Source organism: Finegoldia magna (assembly GCF_002243175.1).
Classification (GTDB): domain Bacteria; phylum Bacillota; class Clostridia; order Tissierellales; family Peptoniphilaceae; genus Finegoldia; species Finegoldia magna_J.
The window spans coordinates 117,189-137,597 of sequence record NZ_NDYF01000017.1; the positions used below are offsets into that span (position 1 = coordinate 117,189).

The 20,409-nt window shown below is 29.5% G+C and carries 15 protein-coding genes and 1 pseudogene; all 16 read right to left on the reverse strand.

The genetic code is table 11. The features are described from left to right. Positions 1–1,207 precede the first annotated feature (1,207 nt). The 16 genes and pseudogenes from B9N53_RS09620 to B9N53_RS08725 all read right to left on the reverse strand — a co-directional run bounded on the left by B9N53_RS09620 (position 1,208) and on the right by B9N53_RS08725 (position 20,390). Positions 1,208–1,666 carry a TnpV protein gene (locus B9N53_RS09620; RefSeq protein WP_079392108.1) on the reverse strand — a complete coding sequence of 153 codons (459 nt, stop codon included), beginning with the start codon at positions 1,664–1,666 and terminating at the stop codon, positions 1,208–1,210. A 1,029-nt stretch (positions 1,667–2,695) separates the two neighbouring features. Next, a pseudogene (locus B9N53_RS08655) lies at positions 2,696–3,102 on the reverse strand (type III toxin-antitoxin system ToxN/AbiQ family toxin); the annotation flags it as partial. Positions 3,103–3,363: 261 nt separating this feature from the next. Next, positions 3,364–5,070: a DNA topoisomerase 3 gene (locus tag B9N53_RS08660; protein ID WP_094204572.1), complete on the reverse strand. Its 1,707-nt coding sequence runs from the start codon at positions 5,068–5,070 to the stop codon at positions 3,364–3,366. Positions 5,071–5,486: 416 nt separating this feature from the next. Next, the gene (locus tag B9N53_RS08665; RefSeq protein ID WP_070737665.1) at positions 5,487–6,365 is read right to left on the reverse strand and encodes a CD1107 family mobile element protein; all 879 of its coding nucleotides are present in this window, start codon (positions 6,363–6,365) and stop codon (positions 5,487–5,489) included. Positions 6,366–6,380: 15 nt separating this feature from the next. Continuing rightward, positions 6,381–8,690, reverse strand: coding sequence for a leucine-rich repeat protein (locus B9N53_RS08670; protein WP_094204573.1), 2,310 nt, complete (start codon positions 8,688–8,690; stop codon positions 6,381–6,383). Continuing rightward, positions 8,687–8,944, reverse strand: coding sequence for a hypothetical protein (locus B9N53_RS08675; protein WP_072469619.1), 258 nt, complete (start codon positions 8,942–8,944; stop codon positions 8,687–8,689). Before B9N53_RS08675 ends, B9N53_RS08670 begins: the two co-directional genes overlap by 4 nt. Before the next feature lie 19 nt (positions 8,945–8,963). Further along, a complete protein-coding gene (locus B9N53_RS08680; RefSeq protein ID WP_094204574.1) occupies positions 8,964–11,927 on the reverse strand; it encodes a C40 family peptidase in 2,964 nt (987 codons plus the stop codon). A 9-nt stretch (positions 11,928–11,936) separates the two neighbouring features. Further along, a complete protein-coding gene (locus B9N53_RS08685) occupies positions 11,937–12,902 on the reverse strand; it encodes a DNA-methyltransferase (protein ID WP_008901375.1) in 966 nt (321 codons plus the stop codon). Beyond that, positions 12,874–15,369: a VirB4-like conjugal transfer ATPase, CD1110 family gene (locus B9N53_RS08690; protein WP_094204575.1), complete on the reverse strand. Its 2,496-nt coding sequence runs from the start codon at positions 15,367–15,369 to the stop codon at positions 12,874–12,876. Before B9N53_RS08690 ends, B9N53_RS08685 begins: the two co-directional genes overlap by 29 nt. Next, entirely contained in the window at positions 15,366–15,704 is a 339-nt protein-coding gene (locus B9N53_RS08695) for a PrgI family protein (RefSeq protein ID WP_094204576.1), read from the reverse strand. Before B9N53_RS08695 ends, B9N53_RS08690 begins: the two co-directional genes overlap by 4 nt. Further along, complete coding sequence (locus B9N53_RS08700) at positions 15,704–15,961, reverse strand: hypothetical protein (protein ID WP_094204577.1); 258 nt, start codon at positions 15,959–15,961, stop codon at positions 15,704–15,706. The genes B9N53_RS08695 and B9N53_RS08700 overlap by 1 nt, the downstream gene beginning before the upstream one ends. Positions 15,962–15,978: 17 nt before the next feature. Continuing rightward, positions 15,979–16,842, reverse strand: a complete 864-nt coding sequence (locus B9N53_RS08705; protein WP_019107264.1) for a VirB6/TrbL-like conjugal transfer protein, CD1112 family — start codon at positions 16,840–16,842, stop codon at positions 15,979–15,981. 1 nt (position 16,843) lies between these two features. After that, entirely contained in the window at positions 16,844–17,059 is a 216-nt protein-coding gene (locus B9N53_RS08710; RefSeq protein ID WP_002838961.1) for a Maff2 family mobile element protein, read from the reverse strand. Further along, positions 17,060–17,383, reverse strand: a complete 324-nt coding sequence (locus B9N53_RS08715) for a single-stranded DNA-binding protein (RefSeq protein ID WP_058259929.1) — start codon at positions 17,381–17,383, stop codon at positions 17,060–17,062. A 189-nt stretch (positions 17,384–17,572) separates the two neighbouring features. Continuing rightward, a complete protein-coding gene (locus tag B9N53_RS08720; protein WP_094204578.1) occupies positions 17,573–18,436 on the reverse strand; it encodes an Abi family protein in 864 nt (287 codons plus the stop codon). 151 nt (positions 18,437–18,587) lie between these two features. Further along, positions 18,588–20,390 carry a VirD4-like conjugal transfer protein, CD1115 family gene (locus tag B9N53_RS08725; protein ID WP_070736945.1) on the reverse strand — a complete coding sequence of 601 codons (1,803 nt, stop codon included), beginning with the start codon at positions 20,388–20,390 and terminating at the stop codon, positions 18,588–18,590. Between the last annotated feature and the right edge of the window lie 19 nt (positions 20,391–20,409).

Consider the following 20,409-nt stretch of genomic DNA (forward strand, 5'->3'; position numbering starts at 1 on the left):
CCTTGATAATAATATATAGAACTATTATTTGTTCTTTCTATATATACATCATTATCAGTTGGAGGCAAATCATCTTGATAATTTATATACTCCTGGCTTTCTTTTTCTGTTTTATTTATTTGCTGATCTGTTTTTTTCTCCCTATTTTCTTCAAAACTTTCTTCATCTATATATCTATTCTTTTTAATAAGGTCATTAATTCTTCTTGCAACATTAGACCAAGATAGTAGTATTTCTTTTGCATTACCTTTATTATATTTTATTCCCTTCGCATCGTGCCACTCACCACTTTCTCTTGCAGCAGATAGTGCATGAGAACTTCCACCTACGCCATATTCATTTTTCAAGAAATCTGCTTGTTCTTTTAAATCATGCTTTTCAGTAAAAAATTCATATATTCTTTTCTTTCCATCAGAAAACCCGCTTCCTCTTTTTAGGCTTTCATCTATTTCATCTTGTGTTATAAAACTCTGAATAGGTGCAATATCCTTTAAATTTGACCTATATAATTTTCTTTCTATTTCTAAATCATTGATATCATTATAGATTTTAGATAATTTATAATGATGAAATCTTAAAATATCAGGATTAATCTTATATTCTTCTAAAAATACCTCGTATTCTTTTCTGAGTTTATTTATAAAATTTTTATCTTCAAGTTTTTTCCCGAGATTTTCTTTTTCATCTGGGAAGCCTCTTCCTTTTATATCATTAAGAATCGCTAAATATCTATCCTTAGTTTCATCAGTAAGATCTCTCTTTAAATACAATAATTTTTCTGCTATTTTTTCTCTTTCATATGTCGCACTTTCTACAATCTCAACATTGCTAGCAAATTCTCCTCTATCTAATAAATTATTAATATTATTAGCTAAATCTTTCCAAGAAACTATTTGCCCTTCTCTATATCTTGCCTCATCTCCATCTTTAAAAATTGCTCCTTCCTTTCCAAACCATGCAGATATCTTTCTTCCTTCAATTTCAAGACCATTGGCTCCCCTATATATTTCTTTCAAAAAGTTTGCCTGTTCTTCTAAAGATTTACCCTTAGAAAATTCTGCTATTACTGCTAATCTTCCATCTTCATGATTTCCTCCATGTATTAAAAATGTATCTATTTCTCTTTGACTTATTGGATTTGAGAAGGATATTTGCTCTCCATGATTTTTAGCAGAAAAAAAGGAAGTAGACTCTACTTCCTCATTTTTTAGATTAGGATTATCTCCCTTTCCCCTATTTCTTGTAGGGTCATATCCATGTTCTTCTTCAATCTCAGATATTTCAGATAGTCCTCTTCTTTCAGTTCTTCTGTCAGACCCCAAGTTTCCATCATTTTGACTTCTTCCCTCGTGATAAAGTCCTCTATCTCTTTTTCCTTTGATAGAAGATGATCCATCAATGTCCCTTGCAAATACATTATCTGATAATCCTCTTCTTTGTTCTCCTTGAGAAAGTTCAATCTCATCCTTCCCCATCTGTTGAGTTTCTTTAAATCTATTTCCTTGGGAATTGCCATATTGGGTATTAGGACTTCCATGCCTTCCTCCAATTCTTCCATCTTGTATGTCCCTCCCTGTCTCTCGAAGGAATTCTCCTTGACGATTGGTGTGTAAATCCCCTCCTCCATGAGGTATTCCTTGCCTGCCAATGTTAATTTCTCTTTCATCTTCCAAGCCTCCTTTAAAATTTATTTCACCGTTTATATCAGAACTTAATTTATTATAACGCTCCTTAAGCTCTTTTGTCTGCTCCAAATCTTTTCTTTCTTGAATTTTCTCTAAAATTTCTAATCTTTTTATTTCACTTCCCAAATCAAGTAAGATATTTTTACTTATATTAGCGCTTATACTTAATACTTTGTCTATGTCCGAACTTGATATTTTAGACAGTAAAGATAAGTTTTCTTCTTTTAGCTGATATGAGACCTCCATTCTCTCGCTTATGGAAATTTTTACGGATTCTTTTAACAAATTAAAAAGGTCTACCTTTTGAATGCTTTTTAAACTTTCGTCAGATAGACTTTCTAAAATTTTATTGAATTTTCCTCTAACATTACTTTCTACTAAGGCATCAATTTTATCTTCTTGGCTTAATAGAAGCTTACTATCTTTTTCTTTAAACTTATCTATCAGTTCATCTAGTAAGTTTAAATGCTTTTTGCTATCATATTTCCATAACTTTACCTCAGAAATATTATGATTAATACTTACTGTTTGCCTTATGTCGAAGATATATTTTATCCTTCCACTATCTATATCTAAAAGTGGTATTCCTTTTTCGCCTCTTTTAACGCTTCTACCTATAGTTTTCCAATAATCAAATTCTGCACAGGCTGTTGCTTTTGGATCCATATTGTATATAGATATTTGATGTATATATGGATACTTATAGTTATTGCCTGATACCTTTAAATATTCCTCATATTTTTTTATATCTTTCTTAAATTCTTCTTTTGCAAGATAGATTGTTCTACTTAAATCTACTATATCATATCTTGGCATTTTATCCCTCCTCATTATAGTGATAAAAATGAACTAAATTTTTATATATTTATTTATTAAACTTTATTTCTTTCTATTTTTTAAATTTCTGTAAGCAAAAGATAACTTTAAAATGTCATTTACGCTATCTTTTTATTGCAATAAAAAAACGATTGGAATTTTTTACTTTTCTAATCGCTTTAACTGCCTTTATTCTATTGCTTCCAATCCAACATTGCTTTTTCTAACTTTGAAAATTTGCAATTTGCTCTTCTTATAATTCCTGTTTTCTTTTGATTTTTGTATATTTTTTCTACCTTTATCAAGATCTTTGTTTTTATTTTTAAACAAAAAGCATATTCTTTTTGAAATAAGTCTTTATATCTGATATCTTCAAGTTCGTTAAAATCAATTCTTTCATAACCATCAGTCGGTACAGGAATCATTTTCTTAATATCCAATATAGATAATATGTGCATTTTTTCTTTATCAGAATAATATCTGTAAATATCTCCATCTATAGTAATACTATCATCGATCACTTCATAAATTAAAAAATGCTCATCAGAAACATTCTTTCATTTTTTGCGTTTTCCTTTGCAGAAGAAATTGGAATAAAAAAATAGAAAGGTTTTAACCTCTCTGTTTGCTTTAATATTTTACCTTTGGGATGTAGGTAGTGATACACCTTCTTTAATGCTCCACCTTTAACGGTAGCGGGACACCATCTTTATCTGATAAGAGTATAACGTATATTTATAGTAATGTCAAATAAGCAAATTTCCTAATGCCTACTCTTTTATCACTTATATTATACCATATTTCTTTCATAAATCATTCCTTTCTTCATTCCTATAATTATATTCAAGTTTTTATAATCAATTTACTTATAATATTTACCTATAGTATTTTCTATTTCTTCTTCAATTTCTTTTAAAAAATTCTCTTTATATTCCTTACCCTTTGCTATATCACTTAATCTCATTTCCCATTTTGCTGTTGTCTTTGGAGATTTAAACTCATCTATAACTATAGTCACTAGGTTTAATCCCTTCCTAGTTGATATTAGGTTTTTCTTTTCTCTTTTTATATAACCTTTGTATATCAAATTTTCTATTATTCCCGCTCTTGTAGCAGGAGTACCAAGTCCTTTTCTTTCAACTTCAACATCCTTAACTAATTCATCATTTCCAGCTATTTCCATAGCTTTTAAGAGTGTGTCTTCAGTGAAGTGTTTAGGTGGTTTTGTATATTTCTCTTTTATATCTTTATTTTCAATATATAAAAAATCTCCTATTTTTACATCAGGAAGTTGTATATCTTCTTTCTTCTTTGATTTATATTCTTCTAAATATTTTGTAAATCCTTCTTCAGCAATTATTTTATAAGTGTTTATAAATTCAAACCCGTCAAATTCAGCCACTATCTTTGTTGTATTTTCTACAAGAGGATATCCAAAACTTGCATAGAGTTTATTTGTTATAAGTCTATATACTTTGGCTTCACTTTCCGGAAGATTTGAAATATCCTTATTTAATGAACTTATCGTTGGAATTATTGCATGATGATCTGTAACTTTTTCAGAATTAAAAACTACCTTAATTCTTTCTGTGTCAAAATCATTTTTTCCTATAATATTATTTACAGTGCTTTCTATCATGTCTACTGTCAAATATCTTGAATCTGTTCGTGGATAGGTAATATACTTCTTTTCATACAGGCTTTGGGCATAATCTAGGGTTTGTTTTGCACTGTATCCAAAATACTTATTACATTCTCTTTGAAGTGTTGTTAGATCAAAGGGCAGATTAGGCTTTGTAATCTTTTCTTTTTTAATTACATCGGTTATTTCAATTTTTTCTCCGATTAAATTTTTAAGCTGCTCTGCCACTATCTTGTCATCAATTCTATCTGTCGAAAGTGTAAATCCATTCATGGAAATCTCCACTGTATAATATTTTTCTTTTTTAAAACTATTTATCTCATCATCTCTATTCACAATCATTGATAAAGTTGGTGTTTGTACTCTGCCTACACTATAATTTTCATTATATAGACAGGAGTAAAGTCTACTTATGTTCATTCCAACAAGCCAATCAGCTATGGCACGAGCCTTGGCTGAATCAAAAAGATTATCATAGTTACTTCCATCTTTTAAGTTGCTAAATCCTTCTTTTATTGAAGAGTCTTCCATTGAGGAAATCCAAAGACGTTTCATTTTCTTCTTACAATTTGCCATCATATATACAAGTCTAAAGATAGCTTCTCCTTCTCTACCAGCATCACAAGCATTAATAATGGTGTCAACTTCATTACTATTCATTAGCCTTTTAAGAATATTAAACTGTTTTTTAGTTGTCTTCGTTACCTCATACTTGTATTCTTTTGGGATAATAGGTAAATCTTCAATTCTCCACTTCTTATATCTTTCATTATAAACATCAGGATTTGCCATTTGTACTAAATGCCCAACACACCATGAAACAATATATCCATTCCCCTCATAATATCCATTATTTCTATTTTTTGCTCCTATAACTTTTGCTATTGATGCTGCAACACTTGGTTTTTCTGCGATTACTAATTTCATTTTTCCTCCTTTAGTTTTTTAATAAAAAAATGAGAGATTAAATTTTCAATCCCTCATCTTTTTATAGCTCTACTGATTTTTTATTTTTTCTATAATATTTATTCCATTATCTATTACATCTTCAAACTTTATGTCTCTAACATAAAGATTTTTCTTCGAATAAGAATTCCATCTGTATAAAAAAGCTTGATTCGTTTTTAGCATTCTCATTAAACTTATGATTTTATCTATATCAAATTCTTAATTATACAATCAATCATTTCAACTTAGCTTCCCTTATATATTAAGTTTGCGCTGTCGTTTTGTTCATCGTTTTTTATTAAAGTTCCAGAATTCTAATTGTACTTTTTTTATAAATTTATACGATAATTGAGTTTATTGTTGTCCTTAATCTACTGCTTAAATCATTGAGAAGATTAAAATTCATCTTCATCTGGAATAATTTCTGTATCTTCCTTATCTTCAAGATCATAATCCTCCCCTTCAGATTCATAATCATCTTCTAATTCATTATAATCTTGCTCCTCTTCAAAACTTTCCTCTTCATTTTTTTTATAGATTTTGAAGTAATATCCTGCACCCATTACACCAACAATAATTAAACCCATAAATAAATAAAGTCCTATCCCTGATTTCTTTTCTTCTTTCTCCTCTTTCTTCGGTTTTTCCTCCACCGGTTCTTCTTTTTTCACTACTTCTTCTTTTGGCTTTACTTCACTTTCTCCTTCAATCATATTTAGTAGATCTTGTTCTCCAACTTCTGTTAGTAGTTGCACATTTTCTTGATTTTCCGAATGATCTACAATGAGGTGCATAGTTTTTCCACTCTTTGTTTGAAAGGTTAAAAATTGTCTAACATCTATTGGATTTTCCTTTTTTTCATCTCTTGATGTTTGATCTTCTACTTTCGGTGTAATATCCTGTCCATTTTTATCTACATTTTCTATAACTGTTCCTCTTGCCTTATTTTCTTTTGTAGCTAATGGATTAATTGCTTTAGTATTGCCACCTTTAACAAGTTTAGATGGCTTTTCTTTTTTATCTACTTGCTCATTTTTTATGTTATTTTCTTGTATTTTCGGCACTTCCTGATAAGGAATTTTTTGACTCTCATTAGATGGTTCATATATATCTTCATCAAATAAGCTTTCTAATTCTTTACTTTTTTCTGGCAAATAAATATCATTTGACTGATTTTTTATTTCATTATCATTGCTCTTAGCTATGGATATGCTTGGCATACTTAATAGTAAAAGGAGTAGCACTAAGGCTACCCCTAATCTTTTTTTCTTCATAGTTATCTCCTTTTCTTACTTTATATTCTTAAAGACATAAACTGCCTTTCTGCTATTATCCCATTCTATACTTTGATCTTTTTCATCTCTTATATCCCCACAGCTTGCATTAAAAGCTTTAGCTATATTGGAAATAGATGCGTGAATTCTTCCATTTATAATTACAGGTTTAGTGTCAGAATGATAAATGTTTCCTTGACTATCTTTCATAACACCAGTATCTATATTTAATCTTAGAGTTTTTTTAGGTAAGGCTGTATTTTCTTTATTTGAAAAGATAGCCTCTCTATTACTATCATCATATTCTACATTAAACCCAAGAGTATAGGCTGCATATCTAACAGGTAGCATAATGCGATTATCCTTAATATATGCTTTTACATCCATATACACAGTAGTTTTCTTTCCATCTTTTATAATGTTATAAAAGTTTTTGTCTACTTGAAAAACTGCAAATTCTTTTTCATCTTTAACTTGTTTTTTACCTTGTTGTTCCTCTTGCTTTTTCATCTTGTTAAGATCAAATTGATTTAGGATGTTCTTATCATCAGCTTTCAAAAGTTCGTCCCATTTTTTATCTTGAGATTTCTTATCTTCTTTCTTCTCTTTGTTTTCTTTTTGGAGTTTTAGAAGTTCATCTAATTTCTTAGATAAGCCTTGGTTTATATTTTTTTCTTTTTCATCTTTAGCTTGCTTTTCAAGTTCTTCTTTAGCTTTTTTATTTGCTTCCTCGATTAACTTCTTTGCTTCTTCAATTTTCTTATCTAACTCTTCTTTTAGCTTTTTAATTTCTTCTTCAGAAGCTTTTTGTTTTCCTTCTAGTCCTTTAATCTTCTCTTCTAATTCTTTTTTTGTATTTTCAGAAGATTCTTTTAAACTATCAATAGCCTTTTGAAGCTCTTCAATTTTCTTACAGCATTCTGACTTAGAATTTTCTGTTTCTTTCTTTTTAGACTCTAAATCTTTTATCTTATTATCTTTTTCATCAAGAGCTTTTTCTAAGTCCTTAATTTTATTATCTTTATCCTCAATTTCTTTAGTCTTTTTTGCAAGTTCTCCTTCTAAAGACTCAAGCTTTTCTTGCATTTCTTTGATTTTATTTTCGTTTTTATCTGTCTTTTCTTTCTCAGCTTCTAACTCCCATTTTGTAGATGAATAATCTTCTTTTAGTTTTGCATTTTCATCTTGTAATCTTTTTAATTCATCTTTAAGCTGAGTAATTTCTGCTATTAGTTCATCATTGTTAGAATTTTTAAGTTCCTCAATTTCTTTATTCAATTGAGCAATCTTATTATCTTTATTTCTAATCTCTTCTTCTAGCTTAGCTTTTTCTTGTTTTAGTTTCTCTCCATTATCTTTGCAAGATTCTAACTTTTCCTTTAACTCATCTATCTTTGATTGATCTTCTTGTTTCTTATCATTTAAGTCTTTGATCTGATTTTCTAAGTCCTTAATATTTTTAGTTAAATCTGTTTGAGTATCAATAGAATATTTATTTGGATTGTAAATAGTCATCTTTCCTTGATACATATCATTGTTATAATCAAATTCAAGTTCTACACTATCTACATTCTTATCAAAGACAAACTCTCCATTTTCATAACTTAATCCATTAGGAATAGATTTGAATCCTTGATTTCCGTTGAAACCAAAATGATTTTCGTAAAATGGATTTTGTTTTGGTCTATACTCAACTTCTTGATTATGGAATACTCCCTTACTGTTAATGTTTGGATTGCCTAAAACTTTTACAGTGTGCAGTTTATTTCTTGAAAAAGCATACTGTTCAATTGTCTTCACAGACTTCGGTATAGTTATTTCTTGAAGGTTATTTCTTTCAAAAGCATTATGTTCAATATTTACCAAAGTATTAGGTAAAGTTACTTCTCTAAGTCCACAATTGAAAAATGCTAAACCACCAAGATAAGTTAGACTATTTGATAGTTTTACTTCATCTATACTTGCTTCGTAAAAGGCAGCATAACCTAAATGCTTAACAGAATCAGGAATAATTACTTTATCCCAATGTTTGCCACGTCCAAATTCTCTTTTATATCTAAGTTCATCGTTTGAATGACTTAAAGAATAATTTCCATTTATAGACTTCGTTCCTTCAGGAAATACTAGAATATTTGTCTTTTCTTTCTTTTCTAAGCCTTTATCACTAAAGGCAATTATATTTCCCTCAGAGGAATACATAAAATCATCTTCCGTCCACTCTACCTTATAATCTGTACTTGCATATACAGGACTTACAGCCACTATATTCACTAGACTTACAAGTAGCATTATCACAGCTAAAATTCCACTGGTTATTTTTTTCATAAATTTTCCTCACTTTCATTTGTATCTTTTCTTTTAAGTTCTTTTCTTTCTCTATTTTCTTCTTCCTTATTTTTTCTAACAATAAATAAAAATTCATCAAGAGATATTTTTCGACTTCGAAATTCCTTGATGACCTCTAAATTTTCTATTTCTTCTTGTTCCTCTACTAATAACTGAAGTTCTATTTCAATTTCTTCTTTTTTCTTTCTTAAATTCTTCTGTTTTTCTATGTTTCTGATTAATTTTTTATTCATAGATTTTTACTCCTTCCCCTTATTTTGGTCTACCAAAGGAATAAAAGTGATTTTTCCAATACCTTGAGTTTATACTGGTATATTGGATAGGATCTCCTGCATGGAGCATCATTCCATTTCCGGCATATATCCCTACGTGAGAAATTGGCGTACCCGAATTATATGTGCCTTTAAAGAAAATAATATCCCCAGGTTTTGCCTCGCTTGGAGATATTGGATTACAATAGTTTTTATAAATAAGCCAAGCTGTAGTTCTTGGCATTTTCTTTACACCAGACTTTGTAAATGACCAACATACAAAACCTGAACAGTCAAAGTTAGATGGTCCACTTGCTCCAAACACATATCTTTTGCCTATGTGTTTTTCTGCTTCATTAAATAAGGCTTTGGCAGTTTCAGAATCAAAAGCAAGACCGGGATTTCCAAAGTTTGGATTGTCTATAATCTCTTCCAAGTTCCCATAGCTTGATCCAAAATATCCACTCATATTTCCCTGACTCTCAAGTAAAGCTAAATAATGAGCCATATTTGTTTCATAGTTTGCAAATTCTTCTCTTGCTATTTCATCAATACTTTTCTTTTTTATAGTTAATGTTAGAATTCTATAGGTATATGGATTTCCTTCACTGTCATATTTTGTAATAGACTTTGAAGTATATTTTTTCTCATACATTTGATTAAATAGTTTTTTTAATTCCTTTTGTATCTCTTCAGCTGACTTAATCTCTCCATATCTTGCTGTTAAATAGCTAAAAAGCTCGTGTAGATCATGACCAACAGAATCTCCTTTTATATGATATTCATCATAATTTGGATAATTTTCTTTAATACTATCTATTTCATCTTGTAATGCATATTCATAACTTGTAAATTCATTATTAATATCCATTAAAACTTCTTCTTTTGATAGATAGCTTGTAGCTATAACATTACTTGTTAATCCTGAAGTAAGACTTCCAACATTACTAATTCCTTGAAATAGCATAAAAAAAAGTCCTAAAATACAAAGGGCAATTAAAATTTGCTTATATCCTTTGTTTTTTAAAACTTCCAATGTTTTCTTTCCAATATTAGCGAAAGATTTCTTTATTCTATTTACTAAACCTTCCCCGTGTTTCTTCCTAAAATCTCTCTGAAACTTCTTTTTCATAAAAAATCGATTCAATTTATTAGAGTTTTGATAAGCTTTAGTCTTCTTCAATTCTTCAAAATTTCTTTGAAAGAGGAGTTTACTTTCTTTCTTATAAATTTTTCCTTCTAAAGATTTTATTTTTCTCTGAGTTTTTAAAGGTTTTTTTCTTCTAAGATGGCTAATTTCTCTGCCAATAGCTTCAGTAGTTCTACTAAGCTTATAAGCAGCGTTAACGCCTGCATTATCATCTTTCCCACTATATAGATAGTTTGCCGTCATAGCACTCGCAAAAGTAATAGGTTTTTCTAAACCCGCTTTTTTTGACTTTTTCTTATCCTTAATTAACTCTTTTTCCTTTTTATTCTTTTTCTCATATAGTTTTGATACTTTATCTTCCTTTTTATAAAACTTATCTTTTTCACTTTTGTTATCTTTTTTAGAATGGAATTTAGTTTTATTTTTTGTATCTACCTTATTTTTTTCAGATACATTTTTAGAATCCTGTACTTCTTTTTTTGTCCTGGTGTATTCTTTCTTTGGATCAAAGTTGCTTTTCTTTATAGTATTATCAAAAGCGTCTTTTATTTGTCTTTTCTTTACCTTGTTTTTATTAGAAATTCCACTATGATTTAAATCAAGTTCATCTACTTCAAGATTCTCATTTTTTATTACGTTTTTTTCCTGTTTGAAGATTTCTTTTTTCGTGCCTATTTTTTCTTGATTCTTTTTATTTATATTATATTTATCTTTATTTTTTTCAGATTCACTTTTAAATCCTTCAGATAGGCTATCCTGTCTAAATTTCCCACTAGAAACCCTACCCATTAGCATATTTTTTTCTTCTAAATTTCTAACTTTGCCTTTGAAATATTTGCTATTTTGTTTTTTATTAGTATTCAGGTCTTGAATTATTTTTTTATCTTCTTCATTTGCCTTATATGATAGACCTTTTCTTCTAAACTTCCCATTTAAAGATTTTAATTCTACTTTTTCCCCTTTATCCTTAAACTGCCTTTGAGATTGATAAAGTTTTTTTAAGGTATTTTTTTGAAAGCTTTCTTTCCCTTTCTTACCAAGAATAGAATAACCATCCCAATTTTTTCTTTGCACATCAGAAGATGGTAAATACTTATAGTCATCTCTTGTATCCCTATAGGATACATTGCTATCACTAAAGTTCATGTCATAGCGATCTATGACACCATCATTATCTGAGTCCTGTGATAATGGATCATATGTCGAACTTACCTCTCTATTAAAATTCTTATCTTCTTTTCTAAATCTCCTTATTTTTTTCTCTGGAATATCATTAAAACTTTCACTCTCAACGTTTTTCTTCCATTTTAAATTACTATTCCCCTTGCAATTTTTTTGGGGAGAAATGCTACTTTTTATATTAGAATTAGTTGAAATTGGTCCATCATTAAAATTTTCTTTAAAATTACTTAGCCTGTATTCTGTTTCTTGCCCGTGATATTCACCATATCTACTTTCCTCATTTTCTTCCATTTTTCTATGCTGCCGTTGCGAATATTCCGGCTGATATTCATTATGATAGGAGGCTTCTGCAAATTTTTCCTCATGGATTTTTCTTTGTCTTCTTTCTCTATTTGGCTTTTCTTTTTCTTTGAATAAATTCTGACTATTTTCTTGCAAATGATCTGAGTAATATTTAGAGTTTTCAACATTATTGTCTATGTTGTTCCTGCTTTTTACTTTATTTATTTCTTTTTTTGAAAAATCTGATGGACTCTCTATATTACTGAATTTTTCATTACTTTCTTCTTTCTTTTCTGATATAAGCTTGGTCTTTGGTACATCTCTTGGGTTTACTTTCCCTTTCTTTTTCATATACACCTCCTATTTAATATTTTTCTCAATCCTTTCTTTAGCTATTTGACAGTAATCTTTGTTTATGTCGATTCCAATATATTCTCTGTCCATCCTAATAGCTACCATTCCAACAGTTCCTGAACCCATAAAGGGATCAAGAATCAAGCCTTTTTTAGGACATCCTGCTTTTATACAAAGTTCTACCAGTTTTGGTGGAAATACCGCATAGTGTTTTCCTTTAAATGCACTGGTGTTAATAGTCCAAATATCTCTATTGTTTCTAAACTTAGGGACATTATCTCCTATATATTCTCCATACTCTCTTGCTTCATTTATGCTCTGTCTTTTAGCTCCTGTACCTTCTTGTAAATACTTATTATTTTTTCCTCTTGCCCTCATATATCTTTTCTTGCTTATTTCTTTTATTGGTTCTTTCATAGCGTCAAAGTTATAGAAATACTTTCTTGCTTTTGATAGTAGGAAGATATGTTCATAAGACCTTGATGGTCTATCTCTACAAGACTCAGGCATGGCATTTTCCTTATGCCAAATAATATCACTTCGCAAATACCAACCGTCCTCTCTTAATTTTAAAGCTAGTTGCCAAGGTATCCCCATTAAGTCTTTTGCCTTGTAGCCACTGAGTTTTTCTGTAATAGACTCTTTTTGACCACTTCTTCCTTCTATGTTTTTAGGATCTTTATATTCTTTTTTGCTTCTTGTCCCTGCATAAGAATCTCCAATAACTACCCAAAGTGTTCCTTCTTTTTTTAATACTCTTTTTACTTCTCTAAAGACTTCAATTAATTTATTTAAATATTCCTCCGGACTTTCTTCTCTTCCAATTTGTCCTTCTGCTTTATAATCTCTAAGTCCATAATATGGAGGAGATGTAATACAGCAATCAAATGTTTTATCTGGAAATTCCTTTAGAGCAGAAATTGCATCTAAATTAATAATATAGTTAGTTTTTAACTTCTCTCTGTCTATCAATTTCTATCCCTTCCTTTAATTCTTCTGGTTTAGTTGTCATTAACTTATACAATTTTGTATCTTTAGGAAATCTATCTACAAAAGGTACTATTGTGTTTCCATAGAATAGTAATCCCTCTCCCTCATTGGAATTTGTGACGTAGGATAACTGATAAAGAGATATATTTAACTTGTTAGCTAAAATTTCCCTATCACCACTAGCTTGATTAAGCATTAAGATAAAATCTGTATTATCAAATATATTTTCTATTTCGGGACTGGCTAAAAGGTCCTTTACATTTTGTGTTAATCCTGTTGGAATCCCGCCCCATTTTCTAAATCTCTTCCAAATTTCTATGGAATATGAGGCTGTTTGTTCTTCTCTTAAAAGCAAATGGAATTCGTCACAGTAATATCTGGTTTCCTTCTTATTTCTATTAATAGTTACTCTATTCCACACTTGATCTTGAACAATTAACATACCTATTTTTCTAAGTTGCTTTCCTAATTCCTTAATGTCATAACAAAGAATTCTATTTCCTGTATCTACATTAGTCCTATGGTTAAATACATTGAGGCTGCCTTTGACATAAATTTCCATTTCTACCGCTAATTTTTTCCCTACATTTTCTTCTTGTTTTAAAAGTAAATTATATAAATCTTCTAAAATTGGCATATTTTCAGAAATTGGATTGTCGAAGTAATCCTTATATAATATTGGAAGACATCTATCAATTACTGAAGTTTCTTCTGCACTTAACCCTTCCTTTCCTACTACAAGTTCAAACAGTGAAAGAATAAAGTCAGACTTTAAAGATAAGGGATTGTCTTCATCGGCATAGTCTACATTTATATCCAACGGGTTTATATAATCCTTACTTGTTGGCGATATTTTTATAACTTCTCCACCTAGTGCCTTAGTTAAATTTCCATACTCCCCTTCCGGATCACAGATAATGATGTCATCTTGTGTGATTAAAAAAGCATTGGTAATTTCTCTTTTAGCTGAAAAAGATTTACCGCTACCCGGTGTTCCAAGTATTAAACCGTTTGGATTCTTTAAAAGCTTTCTATCTGTCATAATGATATTACGACTTAAAGCATTTAATCCGTAATATAAGCTCTCTCCTTCTAAGCACAACTCTTCTGTTGTAAAAGGAATAAAGACTGCTGTAGAGCTGGTTGTAAGTCCTCTTTTTATTTCTATTTCATTTTTTCCAAGTGGCAGGGAAGAAATTAGTCCTTGTTCCTGTCTATAGTTAAGATTTTTCAATACACAATTATGCCTACCTGCTATTGAATTTAGTTGAAAGATTATATTACTCAATTTCTTTCTACTTTTTTCCATATTTGTAAACAAAATAGTTATGACAAACATTCTCTCATTATGATTTTGAAGTTCTACTAATAGTTTCTTAGCATCATTACCGTAGGTAATTAAATCGCTTGGAAGAATATCAATGTCATATCCTGATCTTATAGCCTTCTTATTTTCTTCAATTTTCATTTTATCCAAGTCTGTTATTTTTCTTTTAATCATCTTTATAGCTTCTGTTTGATCAATGGAATTTATATGAAATGTTACAATCATATTTTCTTCAACTCCTAAAAATTCTGATAATAATCTATCTGATAATTCAGGTGCTAGAATTTGTAGAAAGTTTACTTCTCCAAAGTATTCTCCAATTTTAAATTGATTGTTAGATGAAAAGTTAAATGATGCTGGTACTATATAATCCTTAGTAGATAGTCCACTATATTTTAGGTCTTCAAATGAAAAAACAAAATTCTTATTTGGATTTAAGATATCGTGAATAACCTTTAACCTTTCATATCCACTTAATACATAAGCTTTTACTCCCATCTGCTTAAAGTTATTTAATATATCCATTTCCATTCTTTCAAGTCTTGTAGTTGCCTCTTTTAAATCTTGTGCTTGTAAGCTAAAGGTGATATACATATATTTAGTAAGTCCATTATTTCCTTTTTGACTCTGATTTTTTAGCATTTCCCTGTACTCTTTTCGTATTTCATTATATGAATCGTTTCTATCCGGAACATTGATGTTTTTTTCTACTTCTTCATTTTTTCCTATACGATTAATATATGAAAGTTCTATATCGACACTTGGATCAAAATAGTTTAAAAAACTTGAAAATTCATTAAATATACTTTCCTTATCTTCTTCTGTTGAAAGCTGGTAGTTAATATCTAAAAAACGTATCATTTTATTAAATTTGTTCTTCTCAACTTGGCAAATCCCATTTCTCAACATTCTTAAATAAGGGATTGTTTCCTGAACGCTCTTTTTCTTCTTCCCACCAAAAAAGGAAAGCTTCTTTTTGGGCTTTCCTTTTTCTTTAGAAATATTTGCTTTTTTCATATTTTTTTGACTTATACTAATGCTTTTTAAATCTTCTTTTTGTTTTTTTAAATTTCTTTTTTCTTGATTTAATTTTTTCTGTTGTTTTTTCTGTATTTGATTCATTTACTCCTTTCCTTTCTTTGTTTCTTTATATCATAAATACATTCTGTCTTGTATATCCTTATACTTGTCTGTCTTTTCTTATCTATAATATACTTTAAATATTTTTCAAAATAGATCCCGTCATTTTCATAAAGAGTTGCAAATATTATAGGAAAAGACACACCTATCATAATTAACATAGATAGGTCATTAGGCAGCACTTTTTTTACCATTAAATATACTGGAAAGCCTATTAGACCTGCAATTGTAAAGCCAATTAATTGTCTTTTTGTTAGATTTAGAGCTACCTTTGTTTTTACTTTCGTTAAGTCCTTTGGGACATTTACATAAGCCATTATTCTAAACCCTCTAAGTAAAAGCCATATATATCTTCTCTGTTCAGATCTTCTAATGATTTTCCCATATTCACTGCTATTTCTAAGACTTTTTCATTCGTTTCTTCTCTATTATCTAAAACTTCCGATATTTTTCTTATAATCATTCTATTTTGTATTTCTCTTGTAATATATCCCCCTATTAAAAGTATTGGGAGTCCTATTGTTCCAAGTGTTCTTAAATTTATTTTTTTGTCCTTTTTTCTTCTAATTTTCATCATCTTCTCCTTTTTTATTAATGAGCATTTAAAATTGATTTTGCAATACTTCCTGATTTCATCATAGTTATACCAAGTATTAAGGTGTATCCTAGTAATTCAAAAATACTTTTGTGTATGTCTGATATATTTAAAGTCTTAACAAGTACGGCATAAATTCCTACGCATATAAGTAAGAATAAACCTTGCAAGCCAAGTGCGAAGAGCCCTCTTATATAGTTTGTTCCAATACTTCCCCATTCTTTATTACCCATTGTGGCAAAAGGTATGGCGCAAACTGAAGTATAAATATATATTTCTATCATCCTGCCGTATAGAATAACTGTAATGAGTATTGATATCCCTTGAATTATCATCTTTACAATTGATGTCTCTAGTACTATAGTCATTAATTTTCCTATTGACTCTCCTTTTAGGCTATCTACCATATTAGCTATATCACCCGGAGAAACTTTTGCACTAGCATTTGCCACACCTGCTGCCTTTCCTATTAAATTCTGTGCCACATCAAATACTGCCATAGAAAAGTCAAAAGCATGAGATACAAGCCATACTGCTATCCACATTTTTATCATATATTTAAAAAAACCAAAGGTATCTGTGTCATGCATATTATTTTTGTTCATTACCATTTGAATTAATTCAATACATAGTACAGCCGTTATGATAAGACCTGCTATGGGAAGTATAACATTTTCTGAAATAGACTTTATGAAGTGGAAAACCTCCGAGTTCCATCCACTCGGAGTCTTTCCTACCTCATTTGCTATCGTTGATACTTTGTCATTTATATCAAGGAGCATTCCGCTTAAATTTTCCTTGATCATATCAATAAGTATCTCCGAAAAAAACTCTTTGATCTTATCTACTATATTAAACATTTTATTTTAACACGTTTGCTAATAGCGGTATTAGTTTTAAACCTATGAGTACAATTCCCCCTCCAGCCATAAGCTGCTTAATGCCTTGAGATTTAGCACCAGGGTTGTCATTCCCATAACCTTCCATCAGGTTGATAACACCCCATGCTCCAAGCCCTGCACCAATTGCTGTAACTAATATTTTTAATACATTTACTGCTTGTGTAAAAAATTCCATTTATATTTCCTCCTCTTTTTCTTCTTTTTTAATTTTATTTATGTGCTTTACGATAAAATTTTTAAATGTCTTGTCTTCTTTTTTTGTTTCCTTAAAATATCCAAAAATATGGATGTATTCTCCACTTTTAAATTCCTTCACACTTTTTGCCTTTTCCCCGTAGAGATTACAGTAGATATATTCTTTTTTAACCTTTCCTTCTTCTTTGTTCTTTCTAACTATTGTGAAGTTAGCTACCTCTTTTTCTCCTTCCTTTGTATCTATTTCAGTTGTTTTTATTTCTCCTACTAGATTTCCATTAATATTTAGCATTTCTCTCTCCATTTGTTCTATCTCCTTTATTCCATAAAAAAAGCGATAGTTTTTTCTATCGCTTCTACTTCTTATTGATTAATATTCATTTTTCTCTGTATCTTATTTTTTCGGCTCATCTCGTATATATTTCATTCTTCCTCCTTTGGGCATAAAAAAACACCGAAATGTTTTTTTCGGTGTAGATTTCTCTATTTAATTTTATGGTTTTAGTAATTCTTTCCAGTTTTCTATAAAGCCAACATGTCTTAATTCAATATTTTCATATCTTGCTATTAGTACTGTTAGATCATGATAAAATTTTTTGTAATTTTCTTCTTCAGAAACTATTTTAAGATTAACTAATGTAGCAAATATTGTATTGTTTGAAATATTATTTTTTAAATATTCTTTATATAGCTTTGGTGATTTTGTAAGCTTTGCTCCATATAGCCTGCCATAATGGGCACATATATTTCTTATATAGGCAAAATTTTCTATCCAAGATTCAAAGTAATGGTAGTCTGTATGAAAGACTTTTGCAATTTTACTTTTATCTTCATTTTTCATATTCTTATACATTTTAGATAAAGTTCCAAAACTTGCTACTTCTATCACTGCATAGAGTGGAATTTCTCCACCTTCATAATTGTCTTTAAAGTTTTTTATAAATGGTGAGCGTCTATTTCTTTTAACTTCCCTTGCTAATTCTTCTAGTACCCTTTCTTGTTCCTTTTGTTTCTCAAAATTATTCATATCTTTATATGAAAAGTTCCCATATCTTAAAGAAAAATAGTTTGTGATAACTGCTCTTAAAGAAACTTCAATATGCTCTATTGTTTCAAATATAAGCTGTCTAAGTTCTCTATCAAATTTATATAAACTTACAATATCTTCAAAACTTGTTCCTGATATATATCTTCCATCTTTTTTTAATGTGATACTATAAGCTTTAATCAGCCTATAATAGGATATTCTTCCAAGAATTTTCTTAGCATAAGTTTTATCTTCCACTAAAAGTCCTAAGTCTATTAAATTTTTTACTTGATTTTCTATACTAATCGGTTCTTGATAGATTTTTTTCATTTTTTCTCCTAAAATCAAATGACCCGACTTGGTCCGCATTGTTAAGAGGCGTGTCGGGTACTGTTGACATTATTATATGCTATAAAATATTTTTTGTCAAGTAATTTCTTTTAATCTTTCCTAAATATCTATCTTACTTCTAATTTTAAATTTATTCATCTAATATTTCAACTACCATACTCTCTTTTAACTTAACCTCATCTTTTCTCTGCAGGTATTTCTCTATGTCAAATATATTTCTCTTATCATAATCTTCAAGGAACTTATAATTCTTATGTTTGGTTATGTCAAATTTATCTGAAAGAAATGGTCTAACTCCTCTTAATTGGTAGATACATTTCCCACCATCCATTACAGTTATTTCATCTTGACTCATTAATTCTTTTCCAGTTTTTTGATAGTTTAAACCAAAACTCTTTTGATTTGATCTTGTTTCTGATGTGTTATATAGGTCTATGGTTTCTTTGCCTAGGCTTTCAGATAATTCTTTTAATGTTGTTCTTTCTTTGCCTCCTAAAAATAACGTCGAATCACAATTGCCAACTATGGTATCTGCATTATCTTTATAGATACTTTTTAGTTGTGATTGTGCTTGTAATATTATACAAGCTGATATTTCTCTACTTCTAATAGTTGCTATCAGCTTTTCAAATTTAGGAATTAAGCCGATATTTGCGAATTCATCAAGTAGGCATCTCACATGAACAGGAAGTCTTCCGCCATATTCATCATCTGCTTTATCACATAATAGATTAAATAATTGTGAGTACATTATTGATACTACAAAGTTAAATGTATCATCTGTATCCGATATTATTACGAATAAAGCTGTTTTCTTTTCTCCAAGTGTATCAAGCTCCAGTTCATCTTCTTTCATTAAGTCCCTAAGTTCCTGAATATCAAATGGAGCAAGCCTTGCTCCACAGGATATAAGGATTGATTTGGCAGTTTTTCCTGCTGCTAGTTTGTATTTCTTATATTGTTTTACTGCAAAATGATTTGGCTTTTCTTTTTCTAATGCTTCAAACATATAGTCTACTGCATTTTTAAAATTTTCATCTTCTTCTCTTACCTCACTTGCATCTATCATAGCAAGTAAAGTTGTAAAGTTCTGTTCTTCTTTAGGAGCTTCATACCAGATATATCCTATAAGTGCTGTGTAATAGAGTTTTTCAGCTTTCACCCAAAAATCCTCAGTTGATTTTTCTCCTTCTCCCTTAGTATTTGCAATTATTGTTTGTACTAATTTCAAAATATCTTTTTCACTTTTCAAGTATGCAAAGGGATTATATCTCATGGATTTTTTAAAGTTTATTGTGTTTAGTATTTTTATCTCATATCCATTTCTTTCCAACATTTTCCCACATTCCAAGACTAATGTTCCTTTTGGATCGGTTACTACATATGAAGAGTGCATTTGCATGAGATTTGGCTTTACAAAAAACCTTGTTTTACCACTACCAGAACCTCCAATTACCAATACATTTTTATTTCTCGCATATTTTGGATTTTTAGGTCTATTGTTCATGGTAAGTCTTTCAGTTTGAGTTAATAGCACATTGTTTTCAAACTTCTTGTCAATGTATGGCTCAATATCTTTTTCATTTCCCCATCTTGCCGATCCATATTCTCTGCCCTCTCTAAACTTTTTTGCTTTTTTCTTTTTCTGTATAAGGATTAACTTAATAACTACTGATAGAATTAGACCGGGTATCAGATTTTTTATTTTTAATGATGGAATATATTTTAAAGTATCTATTTGACTAAAAGCTACTAGAATTCTATCTATTATATCTCCTCCTACATAAGAGTTGACATGGCTTGCAAAGATATTTCCTATATAAAAAAATAAGAGGTAAGGAAGATTTTCTAATACAAATTTCTTCTTATCTCTTATCTTAAAAACATTTTTTATATCTTTTATTATTTCATTTAGTATTTTCGAATTAATCACTTCCTCTCCATAAAAAAGA